Source organism: Ornithinimicrobium flavum (genome assembly GCF_004526345.1).
Taxonomy (GTDB): Bacteria; Actinomycetota; Actinomycetes; order Actinomycetales; family Dermatophilaceae; genus Ornithinicoccus; species Ornithinicoccus flavus.
The window spans coordinates 1,210,075-1,235,004 of the sequence record NZ_CP038213.1 but is presented as its reverse complement, the minus strand read 5'-3'; the positions used below and the strand labels follow the sequence as shown (position 1 = coordinate 1,235,004).

The 24,930-nt window shown below is 73.5% G+C and carries 16 protein-coding genes and 2 pseudogenes; 6 read left to right on the top strand and 12 right to left on the bottom strand.

The window, feature by feature from the left end:
* Positions 1–497 precede the first annotated feature (497 nt).
* From E3Z34_RS05755 to E3Z34_RS05745, 3 genes are read left to right on the top strand one after another with little or no spacing between them, the layout of a single operon-like run.
* Positions 498–1,475, top strand: coding sequence for an AAA family ATPase (locus E3Z34_RS05755; RefSeq protein ID WP_134772832.1), 978 nt, complete (start codon positions 498–500; stop codon positions 1,473–1,475).
* A gap of 11 nt (positions 1,476–1,486) precedes the next feature.
* Complete coding sequence (locus tag E3Z34_RS05750) at positions 1,487–2,731, top strand: DUF58 domain-containing protein (RefSeq protein WP_134772831.1); 1,245 nt, start codon at positions 1,487–1,489, stop codon at positions 2,729–2,731.
* On the top strand, positions 2,728–5,172 hold the full coding sequence (locus E3Z34_RS05745; RefSeq protein WP_134772830.1) for a transglutaminase TgpA family protein: 2,445 nt from the start codon (positions 2,728–2,730) through the stop codon (positions 5,170–5,172). The genes E3Z34_RS05750 and E3Z34_RS05745 overlap by 4 nt, the downstream gene beginning before the upstream one ends.
* Positions 5,173–5,287: 115 nt before the next feature.
* Here the strand turns inward: E3Z34_RS05745 and E3Z34_RS05740 are convergent, their stop codons facing one another.
* Together E3Z34_RS05740 and E3Z34_RS05735 are read right to left on the bottom strand one after the other, a co-directional pair.
* On the bottom strand, positions 5,288–5,929 hold the full coding sequence (locus E3Z34_RS05740; protein WP_238695376.1) for a DUF998 domain-containing protein: 642 nt from the start codon (positions 5,927–5,929) through the stop codon (positions 5,288–5,290).
* Positions 5,930–6,002: 73 nt separating this feature from the next.
* Positions 6,003–6,928 (bottom strand): annotated as a pseudogene (locus tag E3Z34_RS05735) (class I SAM-dependent methyltransferase).
* 853 nt (positions 6,929–7,781) lie between these two features.
* Here E3Z34_RS05735 and arfB point away from each other — a divergent pair.
* Positions 7,782–8,243, top strand: coding sequence for an alternative ribosome rescue aminoacyl-tRNA hydrolase ArfB (gene arfB / locus E3Z34_RS05730; protein WP_238695375.1), 462 nt, complete (start codon positions 7,782–7,784; stop codon positions 8,241–8,243).
* 90 nt (positions 8,244–8,333) lie between these two features.
* Here the strand turns inward: arfB and E3Z34_RS05725 are convergent, their stop codons facing one another.
* The 7 genes and pseudogenes from E3Z34_RS05725 to E3Z34_RS18640 form a co-directional block, all read right to left on the bottom strand.
* Positions 8,334–8,948, bottom strand: a complete 615-nt coding sequence (locus tag E3Z34_RS05725; protein WP_134772828.1) for a GNAT family N-acetyltransferase — start codon at positions 8,946–8,948, stop codon at positions 8,334–8,336.
* Positions 8,949–8,959: 11 nt separating this feature from the next.
* Positions 8,960–10,726, bottom strand: coding sequence for an RNA polymerase sigma factor (locus E3Z34_RS05720; protein ID WP_134772827.1), 1,767 nt, complete (start codon positions 10,724–10,726; stop codon positions 8,960–8,962).
* 175 nt (positions 10,727–10,901) lie between these two features.
* Positions 10,902–11,306: a universal stress protein gene (locus E3Z34_RS05715; protein ID WP_134772826.1), complete on the bottom strand. Its 405-nt coding sequence runs from the start codon at positions 11,304–11,306 to the stop codon at positions 10,902–10,904.
* 42 nt (positions 11,307–11,348) lie between these two features.
* A complete protein-coding gene (locus E3Z34_RS05710; RefSeq protein WP_158288610.1) occupies positions 11,349–12,530 on the bottom strand; it encodes a DUF4192 domain-containing protein in 1,182 nt (393 codons plus the stop codon).
* Between the two features lie 62 nt (positions 12,531–12,592).
* Positions 12,593–13,330 (bottom strand): EcsC family protein, encoded by a 738-nt coding sequence (locus tag E3Z34_RS05705; RefSeq protein ID WP_134772824.1) that lies wholly within the window; start codon positions 13,328–13,330, stop codon positions 12,593–12,595.
* Positions 13,331–13,793: 463 nt separating this feature from the next.
* Positions 13,794–14,840 (bottom strand): PAC2 family protein, encoded by a 1,047-nt coding sequence (locus E3Z34_RS18155; RefSeq protein WP_238695374.1) that lies wholly within the window; start codon positions 14,838–14,840, stop codon positions 13,794–13,796.
* Positions 14,841–15,076: 236 nt separating this feature from the next.
* Positions 15,077–15,148, bottom strand: a pseudogene (locus tag E3Z34_RS18640) (hypothetical protein); the annotation flags it as partial.
* Between the two features lie 208 nt (positions 15,149–15,356).
* Between E3Z34_RS18640 and E3Z34_RS05695 the strand changes: the two are divergent.
* The gene (locus E3Z34_RS05695) at positions 15,357–17,516 is read left to right on the top strand and encodes a S9 family peptidase (protein WP_134772823.1); all 2,160 of its coding nucleotides are present in this window, start codon (positions 15,357–15,359) and stop codon (positions 17,514–17,516) included.
* Positions 17,517–17,667: 151 nt separating this feature from the next.
* Here the strand turns inward: E3Z34_RS05695 and coaE are convergent, their stop codons facing one another.
* Together coaE and E3Z34_RS05685 are read right to left on the bottom strand one after the other, a co-directional pair.
* Positions 17,668–18,873, bottom strand: a complete 1,206-nt coding sequence (gene coaE, locus E3Z34_RS05690; protein WP_238695373.1) for a dephospho-CoA kinase — start codon at positions 18,871–18,873, stop codon at positions 17,668–17,670.
* Between the two features lie 13 nt (positions 18,874–18,886).
* Positions 18,887–19,615 (bottom strand): VOC family protein, encoded by a 729-nt coding sequence (locus E3Z34_RS05685; RefSeq protein WP_134772821.1) that lies wholly within the window; start codon positions 19,613–19,615, stop codon positions 18,887–18,889.
* A gap of 69 nt (positions 19,616–19,684) precedes the next feature.
* Between E3Z34_RS05685 and E3Z34_RS05680 the strand changes: the two genes are divergently transcribed.
* Complete coding sequence (locus E3Z34_RS05680) at positions 19,685–20,683, top strand: zinc-dependent alcohol dehydrogenase family protein (protein WP_134772820.1); 999 nt, start codon at positions 19,685–19,687, stop codon at positions 20,681–20,683.
* A 6-nt stretch (positions 20,684–20,689) separates the two neighbouring features.
* Here the strand turns inward: E3Z34_RS05680 and hrpA are convergent, their stop codons facing one another.
* Positions 20,690–24,886, bottom strand: coding sequence for an ATP-dependent RNA helicase HrpA (hrpA, locus tag E3Z34_RS05675; protein WP_420818976.1), 4,197 nt, complete (start codon positions 24,884–24,886; stop codon positions 20,690–20,692).
* Positions 24,887–24,930 lie beyond the last annotated feature (44 nt).

Sequence of the window (24,930 nt, the reverse complement as noted above, 5' to 3'; positions counted from 1 at the left end):
CGTGTAGGTGCCGAGGAAGAGCACTCGGACCACCCCTCTCGCGATCGACGCTGAACATCCCTACTGCTCCAGATGCCCCCACTCTACTCCACTTCCCCCACCCTGTCCCCTGATTACGCACCCTTTCCGCGGGGATCTTGCTGGATCTAGCCTATCGATGCAGGTCAGCGTCGTGGTGCGAAGTGGAGGGGTAGGGCGCGACTCAGGCCTGGCCACGTGGTGCGTTCCGGTCCGAACCGGCGGCCCAGGCACCCGGTGCTGCGGCGCGGGGCCACGAACAAGGCTGCGGTGGTGGGATGTGGAGGACGCTGGACGACGTGAGCGGACAGCCGTCGCACGTGCCCCGATTCGGTCGATGACGTGGCCCAACCGCCGACCGTTCCGGGGCACTCGCCCGCCTCAGGCGGTCCCTCCCGCTGGCAGGACTTCCGTCCGGTCCGCCGGCACCGCGCGTCCCGAGTGCCACGGACGCGCGCCCGGTTTGGCAGTATCGGACTATGTCGAGCATCCCCTACGCGCCCGAGGCGACCGACCTGGACGACGTGCAGTCCGTCGCCGGCTCCATCCACGGGGCCATCACCTCGGTGATCGAGGGGAAGGACGAGGTGGTCTCCACCGCTGTCACCGTGCTCCTGGCCGAGGGCCACCTGCTGGTCGAGGACGTCCCCGGCGTGGGCAAGACGATGCTGGCCAAGACGCTGGCCCGGGCCATCGACTGCCAGGTCAGCCGCGTGCAGTTCACCCCCGACCTGCTCCCCAGCGACATCACCGGGGTGAGCGTCTTCAACCAGGAGACGCGCGACTTCGAGTTCCGCCGGGGCGCGATCTTCGCCAACGTCATCGTCGGCGACGAGATCAACCGCGCCTCCCCCAAGACCCAGTCCGCGCTGCTGGAGGCCATGGAGGAGCGCCAGGTCACCGTGGACGGGCAGACCTACCCCCTGCCCCGCCCCTTCCTCGTCATGGCCACCCAGAACCCCATCGAGATGGAGGGCACCTACCCCCTCCCCGAGGCCCAGCGCGACCGGTTCATGGCCCGGATCTCGATGGGCTACCCCTCCGCCCGCGCCGAGATGGCGATGCTGGAGAGCCACGGCGGCGTGAGCCCGCTCGACGCGCTCGTCCCAGTCACCACGGCCGAGGCGGTGCAGCGCCAGATCGAGGCGATCCGGAACCTTCACGTCGCCCCCGCGTTACGTCAGTATGTCGTCGAGCTCGTCACCGCCTCCCGCACCCACCGCATGCTGCGCCTCGGGGCCTCGCCGCGCGCGGGCCTGCAGCTGATGCGGGCCGGCCGCGCCCACGCCGCGCTCGCCGGGCGCGACCACGTGCTGCCCGAGGACGTCCAGGCGATGGCCGTGCCCGTCCTGGCCCACCGGGTCCTGCAGACCGGCGAGGCGTCCCTGGCCCGGGCGAGCACCGCCGACATCATCCGGGACCTGGTGGAGCGCACCACCGTCCCCTCCGGCCGCTGACCGAGGCCGTCGTGCGATCGCCGTGGGGGTTGCTGACCTCGAGAGGGAAGGTCTTCCTCCTCGGCGGGCTCGTCGTGGCGGTGGCCGGGGTCTTCCTCGGCTACGAGGACGTCACCCGCATCGGCATCCTCATCGGCGTGCTCCCGATCCTGGCGCTGCTCCTCCTGCCGCGACGCACCCCGCACCTGCAGGTCCGCCGCGAGATCGAGCCGCCCCGCCTCACCCCCGACGAGCGGGGCGCCGTGCAGGTGCACTTCACCAACGTCGGCACCCGGTCCACCGCCTTCTACCTCGCCGAGGAGCACCTGGACTACCAGCTCGGCGACCGTCCCCGCTTCGTCCTGCCCCGGATGCAGCCCGGCGAGGAGAGGCGGCTGCGGTATGCCGTGCGCTCCCGCCACCGCGGGGCCTTCCCGCTCGGCCCGATCCTGCTGCGCCAGCGCGACCCCTTCGGCCTGACCTTCCTCAGCCTGCAGCTGTCGTCCCGCTCGGAGGTCCTCGTGCTCCCGCGGATCTGGTCCCTCGGGGAGGGCCGGGTGCGCGGAAGCGCCCGCGGCAGCGAGGGCGAGATGCCGCAGATGGTGGCGCTGCACGGCGAGGACGACGTGAGCATCCGGTCCTACCGGGACGGGGACGAGCTGCGGCGCGTCCACTGGCCGGCGACGGCTCACCGGGGTGAGCTCATGGTCCGTCAGGAGGACCGGCCGGCCCGTCGCCGCGTCGTCCTGATCCTGGACTCCCGCGTGAGCGCCCACCCGGGCACCGGCGTCCGGGCCTCCTTCGAGTGGGCGGTGTCGGCCGTCGCGACCGTGGCCCATCACCTGGCCGCCCAGGGCTTCGTCGTGCACCTGCTGACCGACGCCACCCTGCGCGACGGGCTCGCCGAGCACCCGCTGGACATCGACGTGGTGCTCGAGACCCTGGCCCGGGCCCAGCCCGAGCGCGACTCCCGGCTCGACCGGCTGGCGGCCGCCGCCGGACCGTTCGCCGCCGGCGGGGTGCTGGTCGTGGCCGCCGTCGTCGCCCACGACGAGCTCGACCTGCGGAACCTGGCCGCCATCCGCCAGCCCGGCTCCCGCGCCCTCGCCCTCGTGCTGGACCCGTCCCGGTTCGGCGGCGACCGCCCCCGCGACGACGCCCCGACCGCCGTGATGGCCGACGCCGGCTGGCGCTCGGTGGTGTGCGGGCCGCAGACCGAGATCCCCCTGGCCTGGGCCAGCCTGGGCGCAGCCGGCGCGGTCGGACGGCCCGCATGAGCACCCCTACCCAGGACCGCACCGACCCCGGTGGCGGGGCCCGCACCGGGTCGGCCACCGGGCCCGGCACGGACCGGCGGCGGGACGGCATACCCGAGCCCGAACGGCGCAGCCTGCTCCCCGACCACGACGCCTTCGTCCGCGGGATGTGGCCGGAGGCCTTCGTCGCCGCGCTGGCGACGCTCGCCGTGGCCTGGCCCCTCACGACGCTGCTGCGGGACAACAGCTGGGCCTTCGAGGCCGTCCTGGTCGTCGCCCTCGTCGCCGTCTCCGGGGCCGTGCTGCGCACGATCGACGTCCCGCCGAGCCTCGTCGCCCTCGGCCAGCTGCTGCTCGCGCTGGCCGGGGTCGTCGCGCTCTACCTCCGGGACACGCTGTGGCGGGTGGTGGTGCCGACCGGGGAGACCCTGGAACGGATCGGCGAGCTGCTCCGCGAGGCCGGCACCGTGCTGCAGACGTATGCCGCCCCCGCGCCGACCACCGAGGGCGTCTCCTTCCTCATCGTCGCCGTCATCGCGCTGACGGCGGTCTCCGTCGACTCCATGGGCGTGACCGGTCGCGCGCCGGCGAGCGCCGGGATCCCGCTGGCGGCGGCCTTCCTGGTCTCGGTGTCCAACACGGGGCGGGCGATGGAGCCGTGGTTCTTCGCGGCGGTCGCGGTGCTGTGGCTGATGATGCTGGCCCAGCAGTCGCACCGGGTCACGACCGGGTGGCCGTCGGCGAACCGGCAGGAGTCCCGCGGCGGCACCGACGTGTCGTCCGGCCCCCGCTCGCACCGTGGCCTGGCCCAGGTCATGGGGGTGAGCACCCTCGTCGCGGCCGTGCTCGGCGCGGCCCTGCTCCCCCACCTGCCGCCGACGTTCTTCACCGGGGGGATGGCGCGCAACCCCGACGCCCGCACCGTCAACCAGGGCGACGCGGGCGAGGTGAGCTTCACCGAGACCATGGACCCGGCGCAGGACCTGCGCAACCGCTCCCGGGTGCCGGTGGTCACCTACCGCACCAACGCGATCTCCGTGCAGCCGCTGCGCGTCACGGCGACCGAGCGCTACGAGGACGGCCGCTGGGTCGCCCCCGGCCGGATGCAGAGCAACCTGCTGCCGCCGGGTGCCCCTCTGCCCCCGCCGGAGGGGGTCTCCCCGGACGTCTCGCTCACCGAGTACGACATGGAGGTGCTCGACAACCAGCTGCAGCCCCCGCACCTCGCCGCACCCTCGCCGCTCACCACCCTCCAGCCGCAGGGCGCGACCTACCGCTTCGACCCGACGGACTCGACGGTCGTCCTGCAGGGGCGGGCGCCGCAGTACTCCGTCGGCTTCCTCGTCCCCAGCCCGGGCGTCCCACTGCCGGCGGGGGTCGGGTCGCAGCCCGCGGACCCCTCGGCCTTCGACGCCGACCTGCTCGCGGTCGACGAGGACTCCCGGGACGCGATCGGCGCGCTGAGCGAGGAGGTGGTCGGGGACGCGGAGAACACGTTGGAGGCCGCGATCCGGATGCAGAACCACCTGCGCGACCAGCAGATCTGGACCTACTCCCTCGAGCTGGCCCCCGAGGCCGAGGTCGGGGCGGCCGACCCCATCAGCGCCTTCCTGGAGAGCCGGCGGGGCTACTGCGTGCAGTTCGCGCAGACGATGGTGATGATGGCGCGCTACGAGGGGATCCCGGCGCGGATGGCGGTCGGATTCCTGCCCGGCAGCGTCCAGCCGGACGGCACGCGGCAGGTCATCGCCGCGGACGCGCACACCTGGCCCGAGCTGTGGATCAGCGGGATGGGCTGGACCCGCTTCGAGCCCACGCCGGGGGCCCGGGTCGGCGCCACCCCGCCGCCGTACACCCGCTCCACCGACGACAGCGCCGCCCAGACCGAGACCGTGACCGAGGCGCTGACCCCGACCGCGCCGGAGCCGACCGCCGCGCCCGCCCCGCGGGACCGCACCTGGCTGGACGACCTCGGCGACCTGCTGCCGGTGCTCGGGCGGGCGCTGCTGGCCCTGCTCGCCCTGGTGCTCCTCATGACGCTCGTGCCGCTCGTCGGCCGCCGCTACCGCGAGGAGGCGGTCCGCTCGGCGAGCAATCCCACGGAGAAGGTCGAGGGCCAGTGGCTGCTGCTCACCCGCAGCCTCGGCGACCTCGGCGTGGACGCACCGCCGGCGCGCAGCCCCCGGGACATGCGGCGCCACTACCGCGACAGCACGCTGATGAACCGCTCCGGCGAGGACGCCCTCGGACGGATCACGACGACGCTCGAACGATCCAGGTATGCCGCTGCCGACCACCTCGGCGACGCTGACGCGTCCCGGATGGGCGACGACGTGCGCACGGTGGTCGAGCAGGTCCGCGAGGCCACGCCGTGGAACGTCCGCGCCAACGCCGCCCTCCTGCCGGCGAGCGGCCTGGCCGGCCTGCGAGCGTGGTTCGGACGGACCTTCCGCCGCCGCTGACCACCGGGGCGCCGCGTGCCCGTCGCCGCCGACCGGGTCCGGGTCCGGGTCCGGGACGTGGTCTACAACGAGGATTGTTCCCAAATCCGCACCGCCATCAGCCTCCTTCAGTCCTTCAGACCATTTCGGGGGCGTCGCCATGCCGTCCGCCACGTCCGCGCGTCGACAGCGCCCGCGCAGCGTGGACCGGACGCGCCAGGAGCAGGGCGGTCGTGAACTCCCACACGGTGAACGTCAGCAACGCAGCGCGCTCGGGTAGACCAGGTGGCCACTGAAGCGAGATCGACACCAGCAGCCAGGCGAGCATGAGCGCCGCTACCACGGTCAGCCCGAGTGCGAGACTGGCGTAGCTTCGCCAGGCAGCGGCCGAACGGAACGCGAGGCCGAGCAGCGCCAGCGCCACGAGCTCAAGGGCGAAGGACCCGGTCGCCGCGACGCGATGCACCAGGCCGGTGACCGTCTGCTGTGCGCCGACCGGGTCGGTGGGAAAGAGGGCGGCCACGATGAGCCCCACGGTCGCGACCGTGAAGAGCAGCACGCCGAGACGAGCAACGCGGTCGTGCCCGAGTGCGAGGCCGAGTCCAGCGGCGATAGCCAGGTTGCCGACCCCGTGCACAAGGGTCACGACGGTGAAAAGCGGTCCCCACGGCCCGTTGGCGTAGTCGCTGACGTAGTCGTTCACCACGCTCAGATCGGTCCGCAAGGCGTGCAGCGCGGCCAGTCCTGTCCAGAACGTGAGGACTCCTACCAACCCCACGATTCCGCAGCGCCTGGTGAGGGTGGCACCCCCGCGCCACCGAGGGACAGGCCCCTCGTGCCCTTCCACCTGCTCAACCCCAGTCGGGTCGCAGCGGCAGACCGCTGCGCCCGCGGTCCGGCCGGACGGCGAGCACCTGGTGCACCTCGATGTCGCCGGCCTCGAATCCTAGAGCCGAGCCGGCCAGATAGAGCCGCCAGACGCGGGCGCGTCCTTCCCCGACCAGCGCCACCGCCTCGTCGTAGTGACGCTCCAGGTTCTCCACCCACGCGCGCAGCGTCAGCGCGTAGTGCTCCCGCAGCGTCTCGCTGTGGCGCACCTCGAAGCCGGCGTGCTGCACCCTGGTGACCACAGTGCCGATCTCGTGGAGCTCACCGTCGGGGAAGACGTAGCGCGGGATGAAGCCCCGGCGCCCCAGCGGCCGTGAGCCGGCAGGGCGGGTGATGCCGTGGTTCAGCAGCCGCCCGCCCGGCGCCAGCAGCGCGTGCATCCGCGTGAAGTACTCCGCCAGCCGGTTCTCACCGACGTGCTCGAACATGCCGATCGAGCTGATCGCGTCGTAGGGCCCGTCGGCGATGTCGCGGTAGTCCTCCAGACGGATGGTGACCTGATCCTGCAGCCCTTCCTCCTGCACCGTCGGCGGGCGTAGTCGGCCTGCTCCGCGGACAGCGTCACCCCGGTCGCCCGGACGCCGTAGCGCTGGGCGGCGTGGATCACCATCCCACCCCAGCCACAGCCCACGTCGAGCAGTCGCAAGCCGGACCGCAGCCCGAGCTTGCGTGAGACCAGGTCGTACTTGGCCTCCTGCGCCGCGTCCACCCCGACCGACGGAGAGGGCCACACCGCGCAGGAGTAGGTCATCGACCTGCCCAGCAACAACTCGTAGAACTCATTCGAGACGTCGTAGTGGTGGGAAATCGCCTGGGCGTCCCGTCCCCTGCTGTGCAGACGGCCCCTGACCCGCGCCTCCTCCGGCGGGGGCGACGGTGGCCGCCCCATTCCGCCTGCCTCGCGCAACAGCCGCCGCAGGGCTATCACACGGGAGGCGGTGAGGCCCCCGGACTTCAGCCGGTGCTGCAGCTGCAGAACGGTGTAGATGTCGCCGACGGCATCGATATCCCCTGCCACATAGGCCCGCGCGAACCCGAGCTGACCGGGGGCAGTGAGCATCCGGCGCAGCGCATCGGCGCTGCGGATCACGACCGTCGCCTCGGGGCTGGTCGGCCCCACCCGCGTGCCGTCATATGCCGTGACGGCCACAGGCGTACCGGCCACGACGTCGGCAAGGAATCCCGCCACGCCCAGACTCGGGGACCCTGGCGAACTCTCGGTGCCCACACCCTCGCCCTCGCCGGGTGTCACATCTCGACGCCCCGCCGCTCCGCGCATCACCGGAGGAAGGTCGCGCACCTTCGTCTTACGCTCGTTGTCCATGAGACTCACCCTTCTGGCCCCAACCTTGGTCGCGTCTTCGGGCCCCCAGTCGGTGTCACCCGTGTCAATGAGGTTACTGGCGTTGTATGGCCTTTTGGGCGGGTCAGTACGAAGATCGGGTGAAGGCGCTTCCACCCGTGTGGTGAGCCGACAGCCGGCAGGGCGCCGGATCGAGCAGGCATGTTGCCCGCATTCCCCACCGTCGTCGGCGTGTCTGGCGACGACGTGGCGAAGAGTCACCGCCTCGCCTCCCGGGACGGCGTCGCCGCAGCCCTACGACATCACGGCGGGCATCCCGAAAGACCCTGAGAGGTGAGGACGATGCTCGGGCGGAATCGTTCGAATGGAACCCGAAGTTTCCACACACACACGCATCACTCCGAGGACCAGACCCGCCGATGGCTGAGAGACTGACGAGGTGACCGACGCCGCCGAGCTCGACCTCGTGGTGCCGCCCGGCCCCGGGCTGCGCCACGGTCTCGTGGTGCCGGCGGCCGAGCTGGAGGAGCGGTTCACCCGCGCGAGCGGACCGGGCGGGCAGGGTGTCAACACCACCGACAGCCGGGTCGAGCTGTGGTGGGACCCGGCGGCGTCCTCGACGCTGAGCGAGACGCAGCGCGAGCGCGCGACCGCCGGCCTCGCCGCATACCTCGTGGGACAACGCGTGCGGATCGTCGCCGCGGAGCACCGGTCGCAGCGCCGCAACCGCAAGGCAGCCCGCGAGCGGCTCGCTGCCCTGCTCCGCGAGGCGCTCGCGCCGCCGGCACCTGCCCGCCGCCCGACGAGGCCGACCCGCGGGTCGCAGCGGCGCCGGCTGGCCGCGAAGAAGCGGCGCTCCGAGATCAGGGGCGGCCGGGCGCGACCCACCCCTGAGGGATAGCTGACCGGGGCGTCCCGACCGACATGCACTACGGCCGGAAGAGCCGCGAACCCGCTGGACGGTCCTCGTTGTGCATGTCCGGCGGGACGCTCACACCGGACGGGCCATCTCCAGGTCGCGGGTGCCCACCTGGTGCGGGTGCGGCAGCGAGTGGCCGGTCAGCCGGTAGCCGTGGCGCTCGTAGACCCGCCGCGCCGCTCCGTTGCGCTCGTTGACCTGCAGCACCATGCGCCGGGCGCCAAGCTCCTCGCGCGCCAGCTCCAGCGCTGCGTCGAGGAGCAGGTCGACGACGCCACCCCCGCGCGCCTCGGGTATGACGTACACGGCCAGGACGAGCGCGTCGCCGGCGCCGGGACGCAGCCCGAGGTCGGGACCGGCCTCCGGCGTGAGCACCGTCAGGGTGCCGAGCGGCGTGCCGTCTGCGTCGCGGGCGTGCAGGGTGCGGTCGTTGCTGCTGCGGCGCCACTGCTCCTCGGTGCGACCCTCGAGGTCCTCGAGCCGGCTCCAGAAGGCCTCGGGGGCGTGGGTGAGCATGCCGATGCGCAATGCGGCGTAGCTGCGCCAGTCGTCCGGCGTGAGGCGGACGACGTGCACGCCGGTGGGCCGGGCGTCGCGGCGGGCGTCGCCGCCGGGACCTGGACGGCGCCCGCCCCTCCCGTCGGGAGAGGTGGGCGCCGGAGCGCGCTCGGGCGAGGCGGACCCCATACCCGGCACGGTCAGTCCAGGTAATCGCGCAGGACCTGGGAGCGCGACGGGTGCCGCAGCTTGCTCATCGTCTTGGACTCGATCTGGCGGATCCGCTCACGCGTCACGCCGTAGACCTTGCCGATCTCGTCCAGCGTCTTGGGCTGGCCGTCGGAGAGGCCGAAGCGCATGGAGACCACGCCGGCCTCGCGCTCGGACAGCGTGTCGAGCACCGAGTGCAGCTGCTCCTGCAGCAGCGTGAACGACACCGCGTCCGCCGGGACGACTGCCTCGGAGTCCTCGATGAGGTCACCGAACTCGCTGTCGCCGTCCTCGCCGAGCGGGGTGTGCAGCGAGATGGGCTCGCGGCCGTACTTCTGGACCTCGACGACCTTCTCGGGCGTCATGTCCAGCTCCTTGGCCAGCTCCTCCGGCGTGGGCTCGCGGCCCAGGTCCTGGAGCATCTGGCGCTGGACGCGGGCCAGCTTGTTGATGACCTCGACCATGTGCACCGGGATGCGGATGGTGCGGGCCTGGTCGGCCATGGCGCGGGTGATCGCCTGCCGGATCCACCAGGTGGCGTAGGTCGAGAACTTGTAGCCCTTGGTGTAGTCGAACTTCTCGACCGCGCGGATCAGACCCAGGTTGCCCTCCTGGATGAGGTCCAGGAAGAGCATGCCGCGGCCGGTGTAGCGCTTGGCCAGCGAGACCACGAGGCGCAGGTTGGCCTCGAGCAGGTGGTTCTTGGCGTTCTTGCCGTCGTTGGAGATCCACCACAGCTCCCGCTTGAGCTTGGCGTCGATCTTCTCGCCGGAGTTGAGCTTCTCCTCCGCGAACAGGCCCGCCTCGATGCGCTTGGCGAGGTCGACCTCCTGCTCGGCGTTGAGGAGCGCGACCTTGCCGATCTGCTTGAGGTAGTCCTTGACCGGGTCGGCCGTGGCCCCGGCGGTGACGACCTGCTGGGCAGGGGCGTCGTCGTCGTCCGCGGTGGACACGACGAAGGAGTCGTCCTCCGACTTCGCGCCCTTGGGGGTGGCGCCCTCGGTCTCCTCCGCGTCGTCCGCGACGGCCTCGACGTCGACGTCCTCCACGACGAGGTCGGCGTCCTTGGGGTCGACCTCGACGGCCTCGTCGTCGGCCTCACCGGTGGTGGCGGGGGCGTCGGCGGCAGCCGTGGCCTTGGCCGCGGTCTTGCGGGTGGTGGTGCGCTTGGTCGTCGTGCCACCCGCCGCGGAGGCCGCCTTGCGGGTGCTGGCCGCCTTGGCGGGAGCCGCCTTCTTCGCCGCAGCCTTCCTGGGCGCGGCGGTCTTCGCAGCAGCGGTCTTCGTCGCGGCGGTCTTCGTCGCCGCCGTGGTCTTGCTCGCGGTGGTCTTGGTCGCGGCGGTCCCCTCGTCGGTGGTCTCCGCCGCCGCGTCGGACGCCTGCGCCTCCCCGGCTGCCGCAGCCTTCCTGGCAGCGGCCGTGGCCCGGGTCGTGGTCTTGCGTGCAGGGGCCTTCGGGGCGTTCTCTGGGGTCGTCGCAGCCGCCGCCTTCGACGCGGCCGTCTTGCGGGCCGGCTTGCGGCGCACGGGGGTGATCGGCTCGGCACGCACCTCGATGGCCTGGTCGCTGAAGACGCGGAGCACCTTCTTCTGGTCAGCGGCGCTGCTCACCTCCGCAGCCTCGAGCGCCGACTTGACCGCGTCAGCCTCCACGAAGCCCTGCTGGGTCCCCTGCGCGAGCAGGTCCTTGAGGGCCTGGTGCTCGAAGGCGGAGGGCAGGTTGGTCGCTGTCTTGGTGCTGGACGTCCGGGCTGTCACGGGGAAAACCAACTACTTTCTGACGGCGGAGGGTGCGCGCGGCGGAGGGCAGGAGGAAGCCCTCGGGGCGTGGTGCGGGAGGTTCGGATCCTGCCTCGGCTGGCAGGCGACGTGCACCATTATAAAACGTCCGAGCCCCGAGGAGCATTCCTCGGGGCTCGGGAGGGCCGTCAGCTCACTCCTCGGTGGCCTTGACCGCCAGCACCGGGCAGCGCGCGTCCAGCAGGATCCGCTGCGCGTTGGAGCCCAGGATGAGCTTGCCGATGGGGGTGCGGCGGCGCAGCCCGATCACGATGATCTCGCCGTCGGACTCGTCGGCGACCTCGATGAGGTCCTCCGCCGGCTCGTTGCCGCGGACCAGGGCCCGCACCTCGTGCTCCAGGCCCGCCTCGTCCAGCTCCTGCTGCACCTTGGCCAGCTCGTCCTCGAAGCGCTGGGCCTCCGCCGCGTCGTAGTCGCGGCCCCCGCGGTGGGAGTTGACGACGATCAGCTTGCTCTTGCGCAGCAGAGCCTCGTTGCGGGCGGCGCCGAGGGCCGCGCGGCCCTCTCGGGTGGGGATGTAGCCGACGATGATCGACATGACCTGATGTCCTCCGGGGAAGAGACGGGATGAGCTCCCTCGTCAGGCTACACCGCGCCGATCCGCCCCCCGGGAGGCCCCGGCGCCCCCCAGCGCCGGCGGTCGCAGACCGGTGGCCAGGCCTCGGTCCAGCAGCTGGGCCATGCGGTAGTCGGGGTCCACCTCCAGCGCGTGGGCGCACGCCTCGACCGCCACCGTGCCCTCGCCCTGCGCCCAGGAGCAGAAGCCGGCGATGGTCAGCAGCGGGGCCGCCAGGTCGAGCGGGACCTGCCCCGCGAGGGTGAGGAGACGCTCCACGGGGGCCGTGCGCTCACCGGCCGGCCACGGCGGCACGTGCCGGGCCAGGTCGGCCGCCTCACCGGGCGGGAGCACCTCCGTCAGGTCGAACAGGTCGGGGATCCACCGCGCCAGCACGGCGTCGCGGACCGTCTTGTCGTGGAGCAGGACGGCGATCCACGCCCGCTCCCGGGCGCCGGGCTCCGGCTCCCCGTGGACCACCCAGGCACCGAGACCGGCCAGGGCCACGCCGTCGTCCAGGCGGCCGGGCGCGAGGGACAGGATGTCGACGGCCAGGGACGTCGCCGCGCTGGCCCGCTCGTCGCGCCGCCGCACCCGGGCCGCCACCTCCTCCCGCGACCCCAGCGGCGAGCGCCCCTGGAGCACCAGGTCGGCGACGGCGGGCACGTCCGCCGCGCCCGGCACCGGGGCCCAAGCGGGGCGGACCTCCTCGGTCGCGAGGAGCACGGGGCGGTGCTGCCGTCCACCGTCCCGCACCAGGATCACGTCGTGCAGGGTCAGACCCACCTGGTCGCACAGCAGGTGCAGCGCGGCGCGCAGCCCGGCGAGGTAGTCGGGAGAGGGCTCGCCCCCGGTCTCCGGCAGGTCGTAGACCACCGCGTGCGCCAGCGCCCCGTCCGCCCGCTCCCCGAGGCCCCGCCGCACGGGGTCGGCCAGCGAGTGCGCCAGGTTGACCAGCTCCGGCTCCGGCGGCAGGTCGACCCGCATCGTCATCGCCACGGCCCCCCACGTCACCCCCCGTCGCGAGCCCGGCTCGGGTGTCGTCGCGAGGACGACGAGGCTGTGGTCGGGGCGGTAGCCGAGCAGGTGGGGCACCAGCGCCGTGACCTGCGACATGCCCCGGACAGCCACGACGGGCGCGTCCGGAACGGGGTGGATGCGGTGCTGAGGTCGGGGCGAGCGCCCCCCGGGCTCGTGGTTCGTCATACCCCTCAGCATGCCGTCGGCGGGCCCGTGGAAACGGGCCCGCCGACGATCTGTGGATAAACTCAGAGGGTCTCGCCGGAGGCCTCCAGCGCCTCGCCCACCGAGGAGGTGGGGGTGAACTCCCGGCGGGCGTGGTCGGCGATCCGCTTCATCAGGAAGCCGTCCAGCCCCGCGCCGACGATGCCGCCCGCGACCGGCACGAAACGCACGACCCGGCCCAGCGCCTTGCCGCCCACGGTGGTGAGCAGCCGGAAGCCGACGGCCTTGTTGATCATCATCCCGGCCGCCTTCGGCATCCGGGACACCGCCAGCGAGGCCAGCCGGCCCGAACCCGTCATGCCCACCGCGCCCGACAGGCCGACCCGCCGGATGATGTCGTCCGCGTCGGCACCCACCAGGGAGAGCAGCACGGCCGAGCGGGCCCCCTTGCCGGAGACGTCATACCCCCGCAGTTCGGCGATCGCAGCCACCATGCGGGTGGCGAGGGTGTAGAAGCCCAGGACGTTCGCGGGCAGCATGACCGGCATCGTGACGATGCCGCCGAAGCCGGTGACGAAGCCACCGGCACCACCCAGCTTGACGTGGTCGGCGACGATCTCCTCGATCGCCCGCTCCACGTCACCCCCGTGCTTGCTGCGGGCCTTGCGGGCGACCTCCGCCGCCGAGTCGAGCGGGCCGATGCCCTCGATGCCGAAGTCCAGCAGCTTGCCGACGAAGGCGTTGGCCGCGCTGTCCAGCGGACCTGCCTGCTCCGCCTCGGCCGGGGTGTCGGCGCGCTTGTCCGATCCGAAGAGACCCACGTCAAACTCCTTGTGTCGGGTGGGATGGTCCGGAGCATCGTGTCACGGCGTGCGTTAGGTTGCGCGGTATGTCGTCCCGGGCCCCTGCCTCCTCCGCCGCTCGTGTCCTGTGGCCGGTGGCGGCGCTGCTCGCCCTGGCCGGGGTCGTCGCGCTGGCGGTCGGCATGGCCGGCTCGGCGGGTCGCCTCACCGGTGACCTGGTCGGCTTCCACGGCGGTGAGCAGGTGGAGGTGCCCGCCACCGGGATGTCGGTCTGGGCCCGCTCCCCGGAGGCGAGGACCGAGGTGGTCTGCACGCTCGACGACACCGTCCTGCTCCGGCCGGTCGAGGACTTTCCTCTCGACGTCGCCGGCGAGCGCTTCCACGAGACGGCGCGGACGCCGCAGGACCTGACCGCCGGCACCTACCCCCTGGACTGCACCTCGGCCGGCTCGACGTCCGAGCACCAGCTCTACGCCGGCCCCTACGGCCCCGGCACCGTGCCGACGGGCCTCCTGGGGCGTAGCGGGACGACGCTGGGTCTCGTGCTGCTGCCGCTCGCCCTGGTCACCGGGGTGCTGGCCTGGCTGGCCGGTCGGCGCCCGATGCTGCCCCCGCCGGCCCCGCCGGCCCGGACCCCGCGGCCTACACGCTGGACCCGCAGCAGGGGACCTCCGCCTGGTCCTCGCCCTACGCCACCCCTCGGCACCGACGCGCACGGCCTACCCGGGTCCGCCGCCCGGCAACCCCACCCCCGCGGTGCCCCCTCGGGGCCAGGACGCCCCGGCGTCAGCGGATGCGCCGCCGCCTTTCCCGACCGGGGGCCCGTTCGCCGGTGGCCTGCCGCCGGCGCCGGTGTCGACCGGGCACGACGCGCCGGAGCCGGGGACCGACCCCGCGCCCCCGCGCGGTCCCCGTTACGACCTGCCGCCGCCGTCCTGACCGTCGGTCGACCCCTCGTCGGGCCCTGTGCGCCGGGCAGTGCCCCGCCGTCGGACCCGTCGTGCGCATCGGCCCCGTCGCCGTCCGGTCCACCGAGCTCCTCGCCCATCCCCGGGTTGCGCAGGAAGGCCTCAAGCTGGGCACCGATTTCGTCCGCGCTGGGCAGCTTGGACGCCTCGGCCGCGAGCAGGCTGCGCCGCTTCTGGCCCTCGACGAAGTGGTCGTAGCGCTGCTCCATACCCTGCACAACCTCGCGGGCCTCGGGGTTGCGGGCGAGCTCGGCCTCGATCTGGCCCCGGGTGAGACCGGCCATCGCGACGAGGTCGGCGGTGGGCAGGACCAGCCCGGTGAGGTCCATGATGACGTCCGCGGCGGCCACCGCCGCGTCGCCGAACTGGGACTCGGCCAGGTAGTGCGGGACGTGGACGGCGACGCCGAGGGTGAGCAGGCCCGCCTCGGCCAGCCGCAGGTGCAGCAGCGCGTCGGCGCTCGAGGGCACCTTGACCTGGCCGAAGATCGGCGTGTAGTCACCGAGCACGCTGGGGTCGCTGGCGAATCGGGTGGTCCCGACGGGGCGGGTGTGCGGCACGCCATGGGGATCCCGTGGCGCTGACCATCCGGCGCACGCCGAAGGCCAGGGACAGCTGCCGGACCGCGTCGACGAACCCCTCCCAGCGTAGTCCGGCTCGATCCGTGGAGGCAGGAGGAAGGGCTCGCCCGCGGCGTCCACCAGCCGGTAGAGCACGAGGGAGGGCTCCTCGAAGTCGAGTAGTGGTCAGCGTCGAAGGTCATGAGCGGCCGGCGCGAGCGGTAGTCGACGAGCTCGTCGGTGTCGAACCGGGCGACCACCTCGTGCTCCAGGGTGTCGAGCAGGTGCTCGGCCAGAGTCGAGCGCACCTGGCCGGCGTCGAGGAAGCGTCGAGCGAGACCATGAGCAGCGGGGCGGGCTGCGGCTGGCGGGCGGCGTCCGGTCCACCTCGAGGCGGAACAGGGGTGAGTGGGTGGTCACGGGGCGATCTCCTCTCGTCTACCGGGGATCAACGCAGAGACCGCCCGGAGGATTCCGGGTCGTGGTCCGTCGCTCCCTGGTGATAGGAACAGGTGCATGACCGCACCAGCGTCACCCTTCCACGACCTCGACCACTACGTCGCCCTCCCCCGGGTCTCGGGGCTGGCCCTCAGCCCCGACGGCACCCGCCTGGTGACGACGGTCGCCACCCTCAACCGCAAGGGCACCGGGTATGCCTCCGCCCTGTGGCAGGTGGACCCCGCCGGGTCGCGGCCCGCGCACCGGCTGACGCGCAGCGCCAAGGGTGAGGCGGGGGCCGCCTTCGGCGTCGACGGTGACCTCTACTTCACCTCCGCCCGCCCGGACCCCGACTCCGACGACGACGAGCCGCAGGCCGCGCTGTGGCACATGCCGGCGCACGGCGGGGAGGCACGGGTCATCCTGAGCCGGCCCGGCGGGGTCTCGGGCGTTGTGTGCGCGCGGGACGCCGACCGCGTCCTCGTCGTCGCCGGGCTGCTGCCCGGCGCGGGCTCGGAGGCCGAGCACAAGACGCTGGTCAAGGCCCGCAAGGACGCCGGGGTCGACGCGATCCTGCACAGCGGCTACCCCGTGCGCTACTGGGACCACGACCTGGGCCCCGAGCAGCCGCACGTCTTCTCCCTGGAGCGCGGCGAGGCCTCCGGGGGGACCCCGAGCCCCACCGACGAGGAGCCCGCCGCCGACGAGGGCGAGGCTCCCCCGCCCCTGCCGGGCACGACCGACCGGGCCCCGGAGGTCCATCTGCGCCTGCTGACGGCCGGGCTGCGCGCCCCGCTGCACGACGCGCGCCCGGTGCTGTCCCCCGACGGCTCCTTCGCTCTCGTCGGCACCTCGATCCCCGAGGCGCGGGCCAGCTCGCGCGAGGGCATCGCCCGGGTCGACCTGGCCACGGGCGAGCGCCGCACCCTGCTCGACCGCGAGGGCGCCGAGGCGACCGCCGGGCCGGTCAGCCCGGACGGGTCGCGGGCCGTCGTCGTGCTGGACCGGGTCACGAGCCCCACCGAGCCCCCGATGCCCCGCCTCTTCCTCATGGACACCGACAGCGGGGAGCTCAGCCCGCTGGCCCCCGAGTGGGAGCTGTGGGCCACCCCCGCCGGCTGGCTTCCGGACGGCTCCGCCGTCCTGGTGACGGCCGACGCCGACGGTCGCCGTCCGGTCTTCCGGGTCGACGTACCCTCGGGCACTGTCACCCAGGTGACCCATGACGACGCCGCGTGGAGCGAGCTGGTGGTCGCCCCCGACGGCAGGACCGCCTACGGCGTGCGCTCCTCCTACCTCTTCCCGCCCGAGGTGGTCCGCCTCGACCTCGCGACCGGCGAGGTCACCCCGCTGCCCGGGCCGGTCGAGCGACCCGTCATCCCCGGCACCCTCGAGGAGGTCGAGACCACCACGGCCGACGGCACGCGGGTGCGCGGCTGGCTGGCCCTCCCCCAGGACGCCCCGGGCCCGGAGGGGCACCCGCTGCTGCTGTGGATCCACGGGGGGCCGCTCGGGTCCTGGAACGCGTGGACCTGGCGGTGGAACCCGTGGCTGATGACCGCCCAGGGGTATGCCGTGCTGCTGCCGGACCCCGCGCTGTCCACCGGCTACGGCCAGGACTTCATCCAGCGCGGCTGGGGCGCGTGGGGCGACACCCCCTACACCGACCTCATGGCCATCACCGACGCGGTCGAGGAGCGCGCCGACATCGACGCCTCACGCACCGCGGCGATGGGTGGCTCGTTCGGCGGCTACATGGCCAACTGGGTGGCCGGGCACACCGACCGCTTCAAGGCCATCGTCACGCACGCCTCGCTGTGGGGCCTGGACGCCTTCGGCTCGACCACGGACGCGGCGTTCTACTGGTCGCGCGAGATGACCGAGGAGATGAGCGCCGAGCACTCGCCGCACCGCTACGTCGAGCAGATCGTGAGCCCCGTGCTCGTGATCCACGGCGACAAGGACTACCGCGTGCCGATCAGCGAGGGCCTGCGCCTGTGGTACGACCTGCTCGCCCGCTCCGGCCGCCCTGCCGAGGCCGACGGGTCGACGGTGCACCGGTTCCTCTACTACCCCCACGAGAACCACTGGATCCTCGCGCCGCAGCACGCGAAGGTCTGGTACGCCGTGGTCTCGGCGTTCCTGGCCGAGCACGTCCTCGGCGAGGAGCCGGCCAGGCTGCCGGAGGTGCTCGGGCTGGTCGCCCCGGAGGAGACCGAGGGCGCGCAGCAGGACTGATCGCCGCGGCAGGCATACCGGTGGGCGGTCTTGTGTCACATTCACCGTCCAGGCGATGAATGTGACACAAGACCCGCGCACATCGACCCGGGTCGGTGGTCGTGTCCGCGGTCGACACGATGCTCCTTGACAGGGCGCGGGGAGCTGATGGTCAGGACCCCGGTGTCCAGCCGGTGCGGGAGGCCCACTCCTCTGCCCGCGGGAAGGCCTGGGCGAACCACGGCTCCTTGGCAGACGCGTGCTCGGTGCTGCTCAGGCCGGCACGGACCGAGTCGTCCTTGAGCCGCGCGTAGGCGTCCCGCTCCTGCGGCACGGCGCGCAGCCAGTCACGGAAGATGAGCGCCAGCCGCCAGGCGGGTGAGTCCTGCTGCCGCACATGGACGTGGACGATGCGGGCGGGGTCCGCAGTGGCCACGAACCCCTTCTCCCACGTCCCCCCGGGAGCGGTGCCCTCCCCGTGCGCGTGGTCCCACCACCCCTGGCCGTCGGCACGGTCCACCACGAGCAGCCCCCGCCGGGACAGCTCCCTGCGGACCGCAGTGTCGTCCAAGATCCCGACGTCGGGCACCACGACCTGCAGGTCCAGGACGTCCTTGGCTCTCAGGGCGGGAATGCTCGTGCTCCCGATGTGGTCCGTCCGGACGGCGGCCTCGCCCAGGGCGCCCCGCAGCCGGTCGCACAGTCGCGCAGCCTGCGCCGGCCACGACGGGTCGGGCTCGACCAGCGTGAGGACCTCCGGGCGTCGGGACGGGCGACCGCTCCGCAGGCCGGTCTCGAAGGGCACGAGCCGTTCCCGCCAGAGCCGGTCGACGGCCTCGTGGAGGTCCTCGACGGAGCCGGTGTTCGGCAGCAGCACGTCGGCGGCGCGCCGGCGCTGGTCGTCGTCGGCCTGGGCGGCGATACGGCGGCGTGCCTCGTCTTCGTCCATGCCGCGCAGGTCGACCAGCCGCCGGAGGCGGATCTCCTCCGGCACGTCGACGATGACGGTCAGCGCGTAGTCGGCCGCGCGGTCCAGCTCGACCAGCAGGGGGATGTCGTGCACGACGACCGCGTCGTCGAGGGCCGCGTCACGCAGCTCCACGGTGCGCGCGAAGATCCGGGGGTGGGTGATGGCCTCCAGGTCGGCCCTGGCCGCCGGGTCCCCGAAGACGACGGCCCCGAGGGCGGGGCGGTCGAGGGCCCCGTCCGGCGTCAGCACGCCCGGGCCGAAGCGCGCGGTGATCTCGGCGAGCGCCGGTGTGTCCGGCTCGACGACCTCCCTGGCGATCCGGTCGGCGTCGATGACGACCGCGCCGAGCTCGGCGAGCCGGGCCGACACCGTGGACTTGCCGGACCCGATGCCGCCGGAGAGGCCCACCCAGAGCACGGTCTCAGGCCTGGCCGGAGCCGGAGCCGGGGCCGGAGGCGGAGCCCGGACCGTCCTCGCCCCTGCCCTGCCAGGTGCAGATGCAGACCTCGTTGCCCTCGGCGTCGGCGAGCACCCACCAGGAGGGGGCGTAGCGGTCGGTGACCAGCACCCCGCCCGCCGCCAGGGCGCGCTGCACCCGGTCCTGCGCGACGTCGTGCGGCACGGTGAGGTCCAGGTGGAAGCGGTTACGACCAGGCCGGGGCTCGTCCAGCTGCTGGAACCACAGCCCGGCGTGCCGGGCGGCCGGGTCGACCAGGCAGTCCGCCTCGCCGCCCTCCTCCTCGGGCTCGTATCCCAGCACCGCCCGCCAGAAGGGCGCGACGTCGGTCGCCACCAGGACGTCCAGGCCCACCTCGAGGGCGCTCACCTGCTCCGGGACCGCGGCGAGCCCCAGCTCGGCCGCGATCCGGGAGATCGCGACCGCGAGCCGCCGGTCCCGTTCGGTCAGGTGGCCGACGTCGTGGGACACCGTCGTGACGGTGACGTGGCCGTAACGGAGGTCGACGTCCGGGTGGTGGTCCAGCTCGTCGGCCACCGCCGCGATGCGGGAGACCAGGTCGGCGCCCAGCCGGAACCCGCCCCGCCCGGTGGGAAAGCGCGTGTGCAGCTTGCCCAGGAGGACCCGCCAGTCGCCGAGATCCGGGTCCTGCGAGAGCTCGTGCGCGGACAGGGGCGCGGTGGGTCGCTGCATGCGGGTCAGCGTAGCGACGGCGTCCGGTCGCAGCCCCGGGCCGGCCCGGGTCGTGCCACGATGGGAGTCATGGAGGCGTGGGTCGTCGACACTCCTCGGCCGGTCGCCGAGCGACCACTGCGGCTGGTCGACCTGCCCGACCAGCAGTCCGGCCCCGGGGAGGTGAGGGTCCGGGTGGAGGCCTGCGGCGTGTGCCGGACCGACCTGCACCTGGCCGAGGGGGACCTCGAGCCGCGGCGGCCGCATACCGTCCCCGGGCACGAGGTCGTGGGCCGCGTCGACGCGGTGGGCCCCGGGTGTCGGCGCCTGTCCCCCGGCGACCGGGTCGGGGTCGCGTGGCTGCGCGGGACCTGCGGACGGTGCCGGTGGTGCCGCAGCGGGCGGGAGAACCTGTGCGCGGACGCCACCTTCACGGGGTGGGACGCCGACGGCGGCTTCGCCGAGCTCACCGTGGTCGACGAGACCTTCGCCTACCGGATCCCGGAGGCGCTGTCGGCGGAGAAGGCGGCACCGCTGCTGTGCTCGGGGATCGTGGGCTACCGGGCCCTGCGACGGGCCGACCTGCCGCCGGGCGGTCGCCTGGGGCTCTACGGCTTCGGGGCTTCGGCGCACCTGGTGGCGCAGATCGCGGTCCGGCAGGGCGCGGTCGTGCACGTGATGACGAGGTCACCCCGCGCCCGGCGCCTGGCCCTCGACCTCGGGGCGACCTCCGCCGCAGGGGCCGCCGACCCGCCCCCGGAGCCGCTGGACGCCGCGATCCTCTTCGCCCCCGTGGGCGATCTCGTGCCGCCGATGATGCGCGCGCTTGACCGCGGCGGCGTCGGCGTGGTGGCCGGCATCCACCTCACCGACGTCCCGCCGCTCGGCTACGAGCGGGAGCTGTTCTACGAGAAGCAGCTGCGCAGCGTCACGGCCAACACCCGGGCCGACGGCGAGGAGCTGCTGCGGCTGGCCACGACCCTGGGGCTGGACCCGACCATCACGGCGCGGCCCTTCGACGCCGCGGCGCGGACGCTCGCGGACCTGGCGGCCGACGCCTACGAGGGGGCCGCCGTCCTCGTGCGGTGAGGCGGCTCAGGCCGGGACGTCCTCGGCGGCGTCCATGGCCGCGTAGATGCGCTTGGCGGAGATCGGCCCGGCCGTGCCGAGGCGCTGCGCGAAGAGCGAGACCCGCAGCTCCTGCACCGACCACACGACGTCCATCACGTCCGGGTCCTGGCGCCGGTGCGGCGGCAGCTTGTCGAGGAAGGCCGCGAGCTCCTCCTCGACGACCCTCACCTCCTGCGTCCGGGACCGGTCACGCGGCAGGTCCTGCACCCCCTTGTCGAGGCGCTCGGACATGGCCCGCAACCAGACCACCATCCGCGGCAGCCGCCGGTGGCCCACGTCCGCGACGAACCCGGGCCGGACCAGGCCGTCGAGCTGCCGCCGCAGGTCCAGCGCCAGGTCGGCCGCGGCAGGCGTGGTGAGGCGCTGCAGCCGCAGGGACACGTCCCGGGCCGTGTCGAGGATCGGCACCAGCGACTCGACGATCTCCAGCACCCGGGGCACGGCCTGCTGCCGGACCCCGGTGAGCGCCGCCTCGAACTGCGCCGGCGTGCGCACCGTGGCCCCGGGCTGCTCGGCGACGACGGAGTCGACGGCGGCGGCGAGCGCGTCCTCGAGCAGGACGGGCACCGACCCGTGGGGGTTGTGGCCGAGGGAGAGCTTCTGCTGGTTGGTCAGCAGGGCGAGGAGCCGCTTCCACGGGGGCTGGAGGTTGAGCAGGAGCAGCCTGCGGACGCCGCGGAGCGTCTCCCGGGAGGCCTCCGAGCGGGTCGCCAGCACCCGCACGTCGACCGCGGCCCCGGTGTCGACCAGCGCCGGGAACCCCTGCACCGCACGGGGTCCCACCTGTCGGCTGAACGTCTCGGGCAGGGGGTCCAGGTCGGGCGGCCACGTCGTCAGACCCGTCCGCTCGACACCAGAGGCGGCGGCCGCCATCGTGGTGCGCACGTGCCCGGCCAGCTGCTCCTTGAGGACGGCCAGGTCCTTCCCCTCGCCGAGGACCTCGACGCGTCCGCGCCGGGACGGTCCGCGAGATCCCTTGCCGCGCTGGTCCTCCCGGCCCCCGGGTCGGACCGAGCGCTCGACGCGGAAGGTCAGCTTGAGGTGGTCGGGCACCCGCTCCCACTCGATGTCGGAGGCGTGGACCCGGACCAGACCCCGCCGGGTGAGCTCGGCCGCCAGGGCCTCCCGGACCGGGACGGCGCCGACGACGCCGGCGGACTCCATACCCTGCAGCGCGGCGCGCGCGTGGTCGGGGGCGGGCACGAAGTTGCGCCGGATGTCCTTGGGGAGCGCCTTGACCAGCGCCGTCACCAGCTCCTCCCGCATGCCGGGGACCAACCAGTCGAGCCCGTCCTCGGCGACCTGGTTGAGCACCTCGACGGGGATGTGCATCGTCACGCCGTCGGCGTCGGCCCCCGGCTCGAACTGGTAGGTGAGCCCGAAGCTCAGCTCGTCCTGCCGCCACTGCGTGGGGTAGTCGTCGGCGCTCACCCCCTCCGCGCCCTCCCCCACGAGCAGCGCCTCGGTGAAGGTGAGCAGCTGGGGGTCCTGGCGGCGGGCCTGCTTCCACCACGTGTCGAAGTGGGCACCGGACACCACCTCGGCGGGGATGCGCGCCCGGTAGAACTCCACGAGCACCTCGTCGTCGGCGAGGATGTCGCGGCGCCGGGCCCGCGCCTCGAGCTGGCCGAGCTCCTTGACCAGCCGACGGTTGGCGTGGAAGAAGTCGTGGCGGGTGTCCCAGTCCTCCTCCACCAGCGCGGTGCGGATGAACAGCTCCCGGGCCAGCTCGGGGTCGATCCGACCCAGCGGGACGGTCCGGTCGGCCACGACGGGTATGCCGTAGAGCGTCACCCGCTCGTCGGCCACCGCCGACGCGGCCGAGCGGGACCAGCGGGGCTCCGAGAACGACCGTTTGACCAGGTGGGCCGCCGCCTCCTCCACCCAGGAGGGGTCGACGGTGGCGTTGGTCCGCGCCCACAGCCGGGTCGTCTCGACGAGCTCGGCCGTCATGACCCACTCGGGGTTCCGGCGGTGCAGGACCGACCCCGGCTGGAGGACGAAGCGGGCACCCCTGGCCCCGAGGTAGGTGCGGTTCTCCCGCTCCCACATCCCGACGTGGGAGAGCAGGCCGGAGAGCAGGGAGCGGTGGATCTGGTCAGGCGTGGCCGGGTGCTCGTTGGTCTGCAGCCCGAGGGAGCGGGCGGCCTGCCGCAGCTGGGTGTGCAGGTCCTGCCACTCGCGCACCCGCAGGTAGTGCAGGAACTCGGCCTTGCACATGCGGCGGAAGGCGCTGCCGGACAGCTCCTTCTGCTGCCGCTGCAGGTAGCGCCACAGGTTGAGCAGCACGAGGAAGTCGGAGTCCAGACGGTCCGTCGACTCCTCACGGGGGCCCTGGCCGCCCTCACCCTGGACCCGGACCGGCCGCCGGTCCCCCGCGGCGCCCCGGTCGTCCTTCGCTCCGCCCCCGTTCGAATCACCCCCGGCCGATCCACCCCGGCCCTCACCCCGCGGCACGCCCCCCACCTGGCGGAAGCGGGCATGGGCCTGGTCGGCCTGCGCCTGCTGGTCCGCCGGCCGCTCACGCACGTCCTGCATCGACAGCGCGGCGACGATGACGAGCACCTCCTTGAGTGCCCCCTGCCGCTCGGCCTCCACGAGCATCCGGGCCAGCCGCGGGTCCACCGGGAGGGCGACGAGCGCCCGTCCGTAGGGGGTCAGCCGCTTCCGGGGCAGGTGGGCCGGGGCGTCCGGGTCGATGGCCTGCAGCTCGGTGAGCAGCCGGACGCCGTCGGCGATCTGCCGGGAGTCCGGCGGCTCGAGGAAGGGGAACCTCTGGATCTCGCCCAGCCCCAGCGCGGTCATCTGCAGGATGACGCTGGCCAGGTTGGTCCGTAGGATCTCGGGGTCGGTGAACTCGGGGCGCCCGAGGTAGTCCTCCTCCGAGTAGAGCCGGATCGCGATGCCGTCCGCGAGGCGCCCGCAGCGGCCGGCCCGCTGGTTGGCCGAGGCCTGGCTGATCGGCTCGATCGGCAGCCGCTGCACCTTGAGGCGCTGGCTGTAGCGGCTGATCCGCGCGGTGCCGGTGTCCACGACATACCGGATCCCCGGGACGGTCAGCGAGGTCTCGGCCACGTTGGTGGACACCACGATCCGCCGGCCCGCGTGCCGGGAGAAGACCCGGTGCTGCTCGGCGGCGGAGAGGCGGCCGTAGAGCGGGAGCACCTCGGTGCCCGGCAGCCGGAGGCCCTCCAACGCGTCGACGACGTCCCGGATCTCGCGCTCGCCGGAGCAGAAGACGAGGACGTCCTCCCCCTTGCCGTCCCTGCCGGAGGCCTCCGTCCACAGCTCCTCGACCGCCTCGACGACGCCGGTCACCTGGTCGATCTCGACCTGCACCCGCTCGGCGTCCGCACCCCCGCGCGTGGGCTCGACCAGCCGCACCAGGGGTCGGTAGCGGACCTCGACGGGGTAGGTGCGCCCGCTGACCTCGACGACCGGGGCCGGTCGCCCCTCGGCGTCGGCGAAGTGCCGGGCGAAGCGGTCCACGTCGATCGTCGCGGAGGTGATGACGACCTTGAGGTCGGGGCGCCGCGGGAGCAGCTGCTTGAGGTAGCCCAGGATGAAGTCGACGTTGAGGCTGCGCTCGTGGGCCTCGTCGATGATGAGCGTGTCGTAGCGGCGCAGGTCGCGGTCGCGCTGGAGCTCGGCGAGGAGGATGCCGTCGGTCATCACCTTGACGAGGGTGTCCTCCCGCGACTGGTCGGTGAAGCGCACCTGGTAGCCGACCGTGGTGCCCAGCTCGACCCCCAGCTCCTCGCTGACCCGCTCGGCCACCGACCGGGCGGCGATCCGCCGCGGCTGGGTGTGCCCGATCATGCCCTCCACCCCGCGCCCCAGCTCCAGGCAGATCTTCGGCAGCTGGGTGGTCTTGCCCGACCCCGTCTCCCCGGCGACGATGACGACCTGGTGGTCGCGGACGAGCTCGCGGATGTCGTCGCGGCGCTCGCTGACGGGCAGGTCCGGGGGGTAGTGCAGCTGGTCGGGGCCGGGCAGCGCGCGTCGCCGCGCCTCCACGAGCTGGGCCCGGCGTGCGCCCTGGTCACCGCGCCGGTCGCGCTGGTCAGCGGGCCGACGGGTATGCCGGGCACCGCCCCGTCCCGGCCCCCGTCCGCGACGGGGTCGCCGCTCGGAGGGCGGGGTCGCGGCGGGTTCGGGCACGCTCTCCACTCTACGAGCCGGGGGCAAACCCGTTTCTGGCCCCG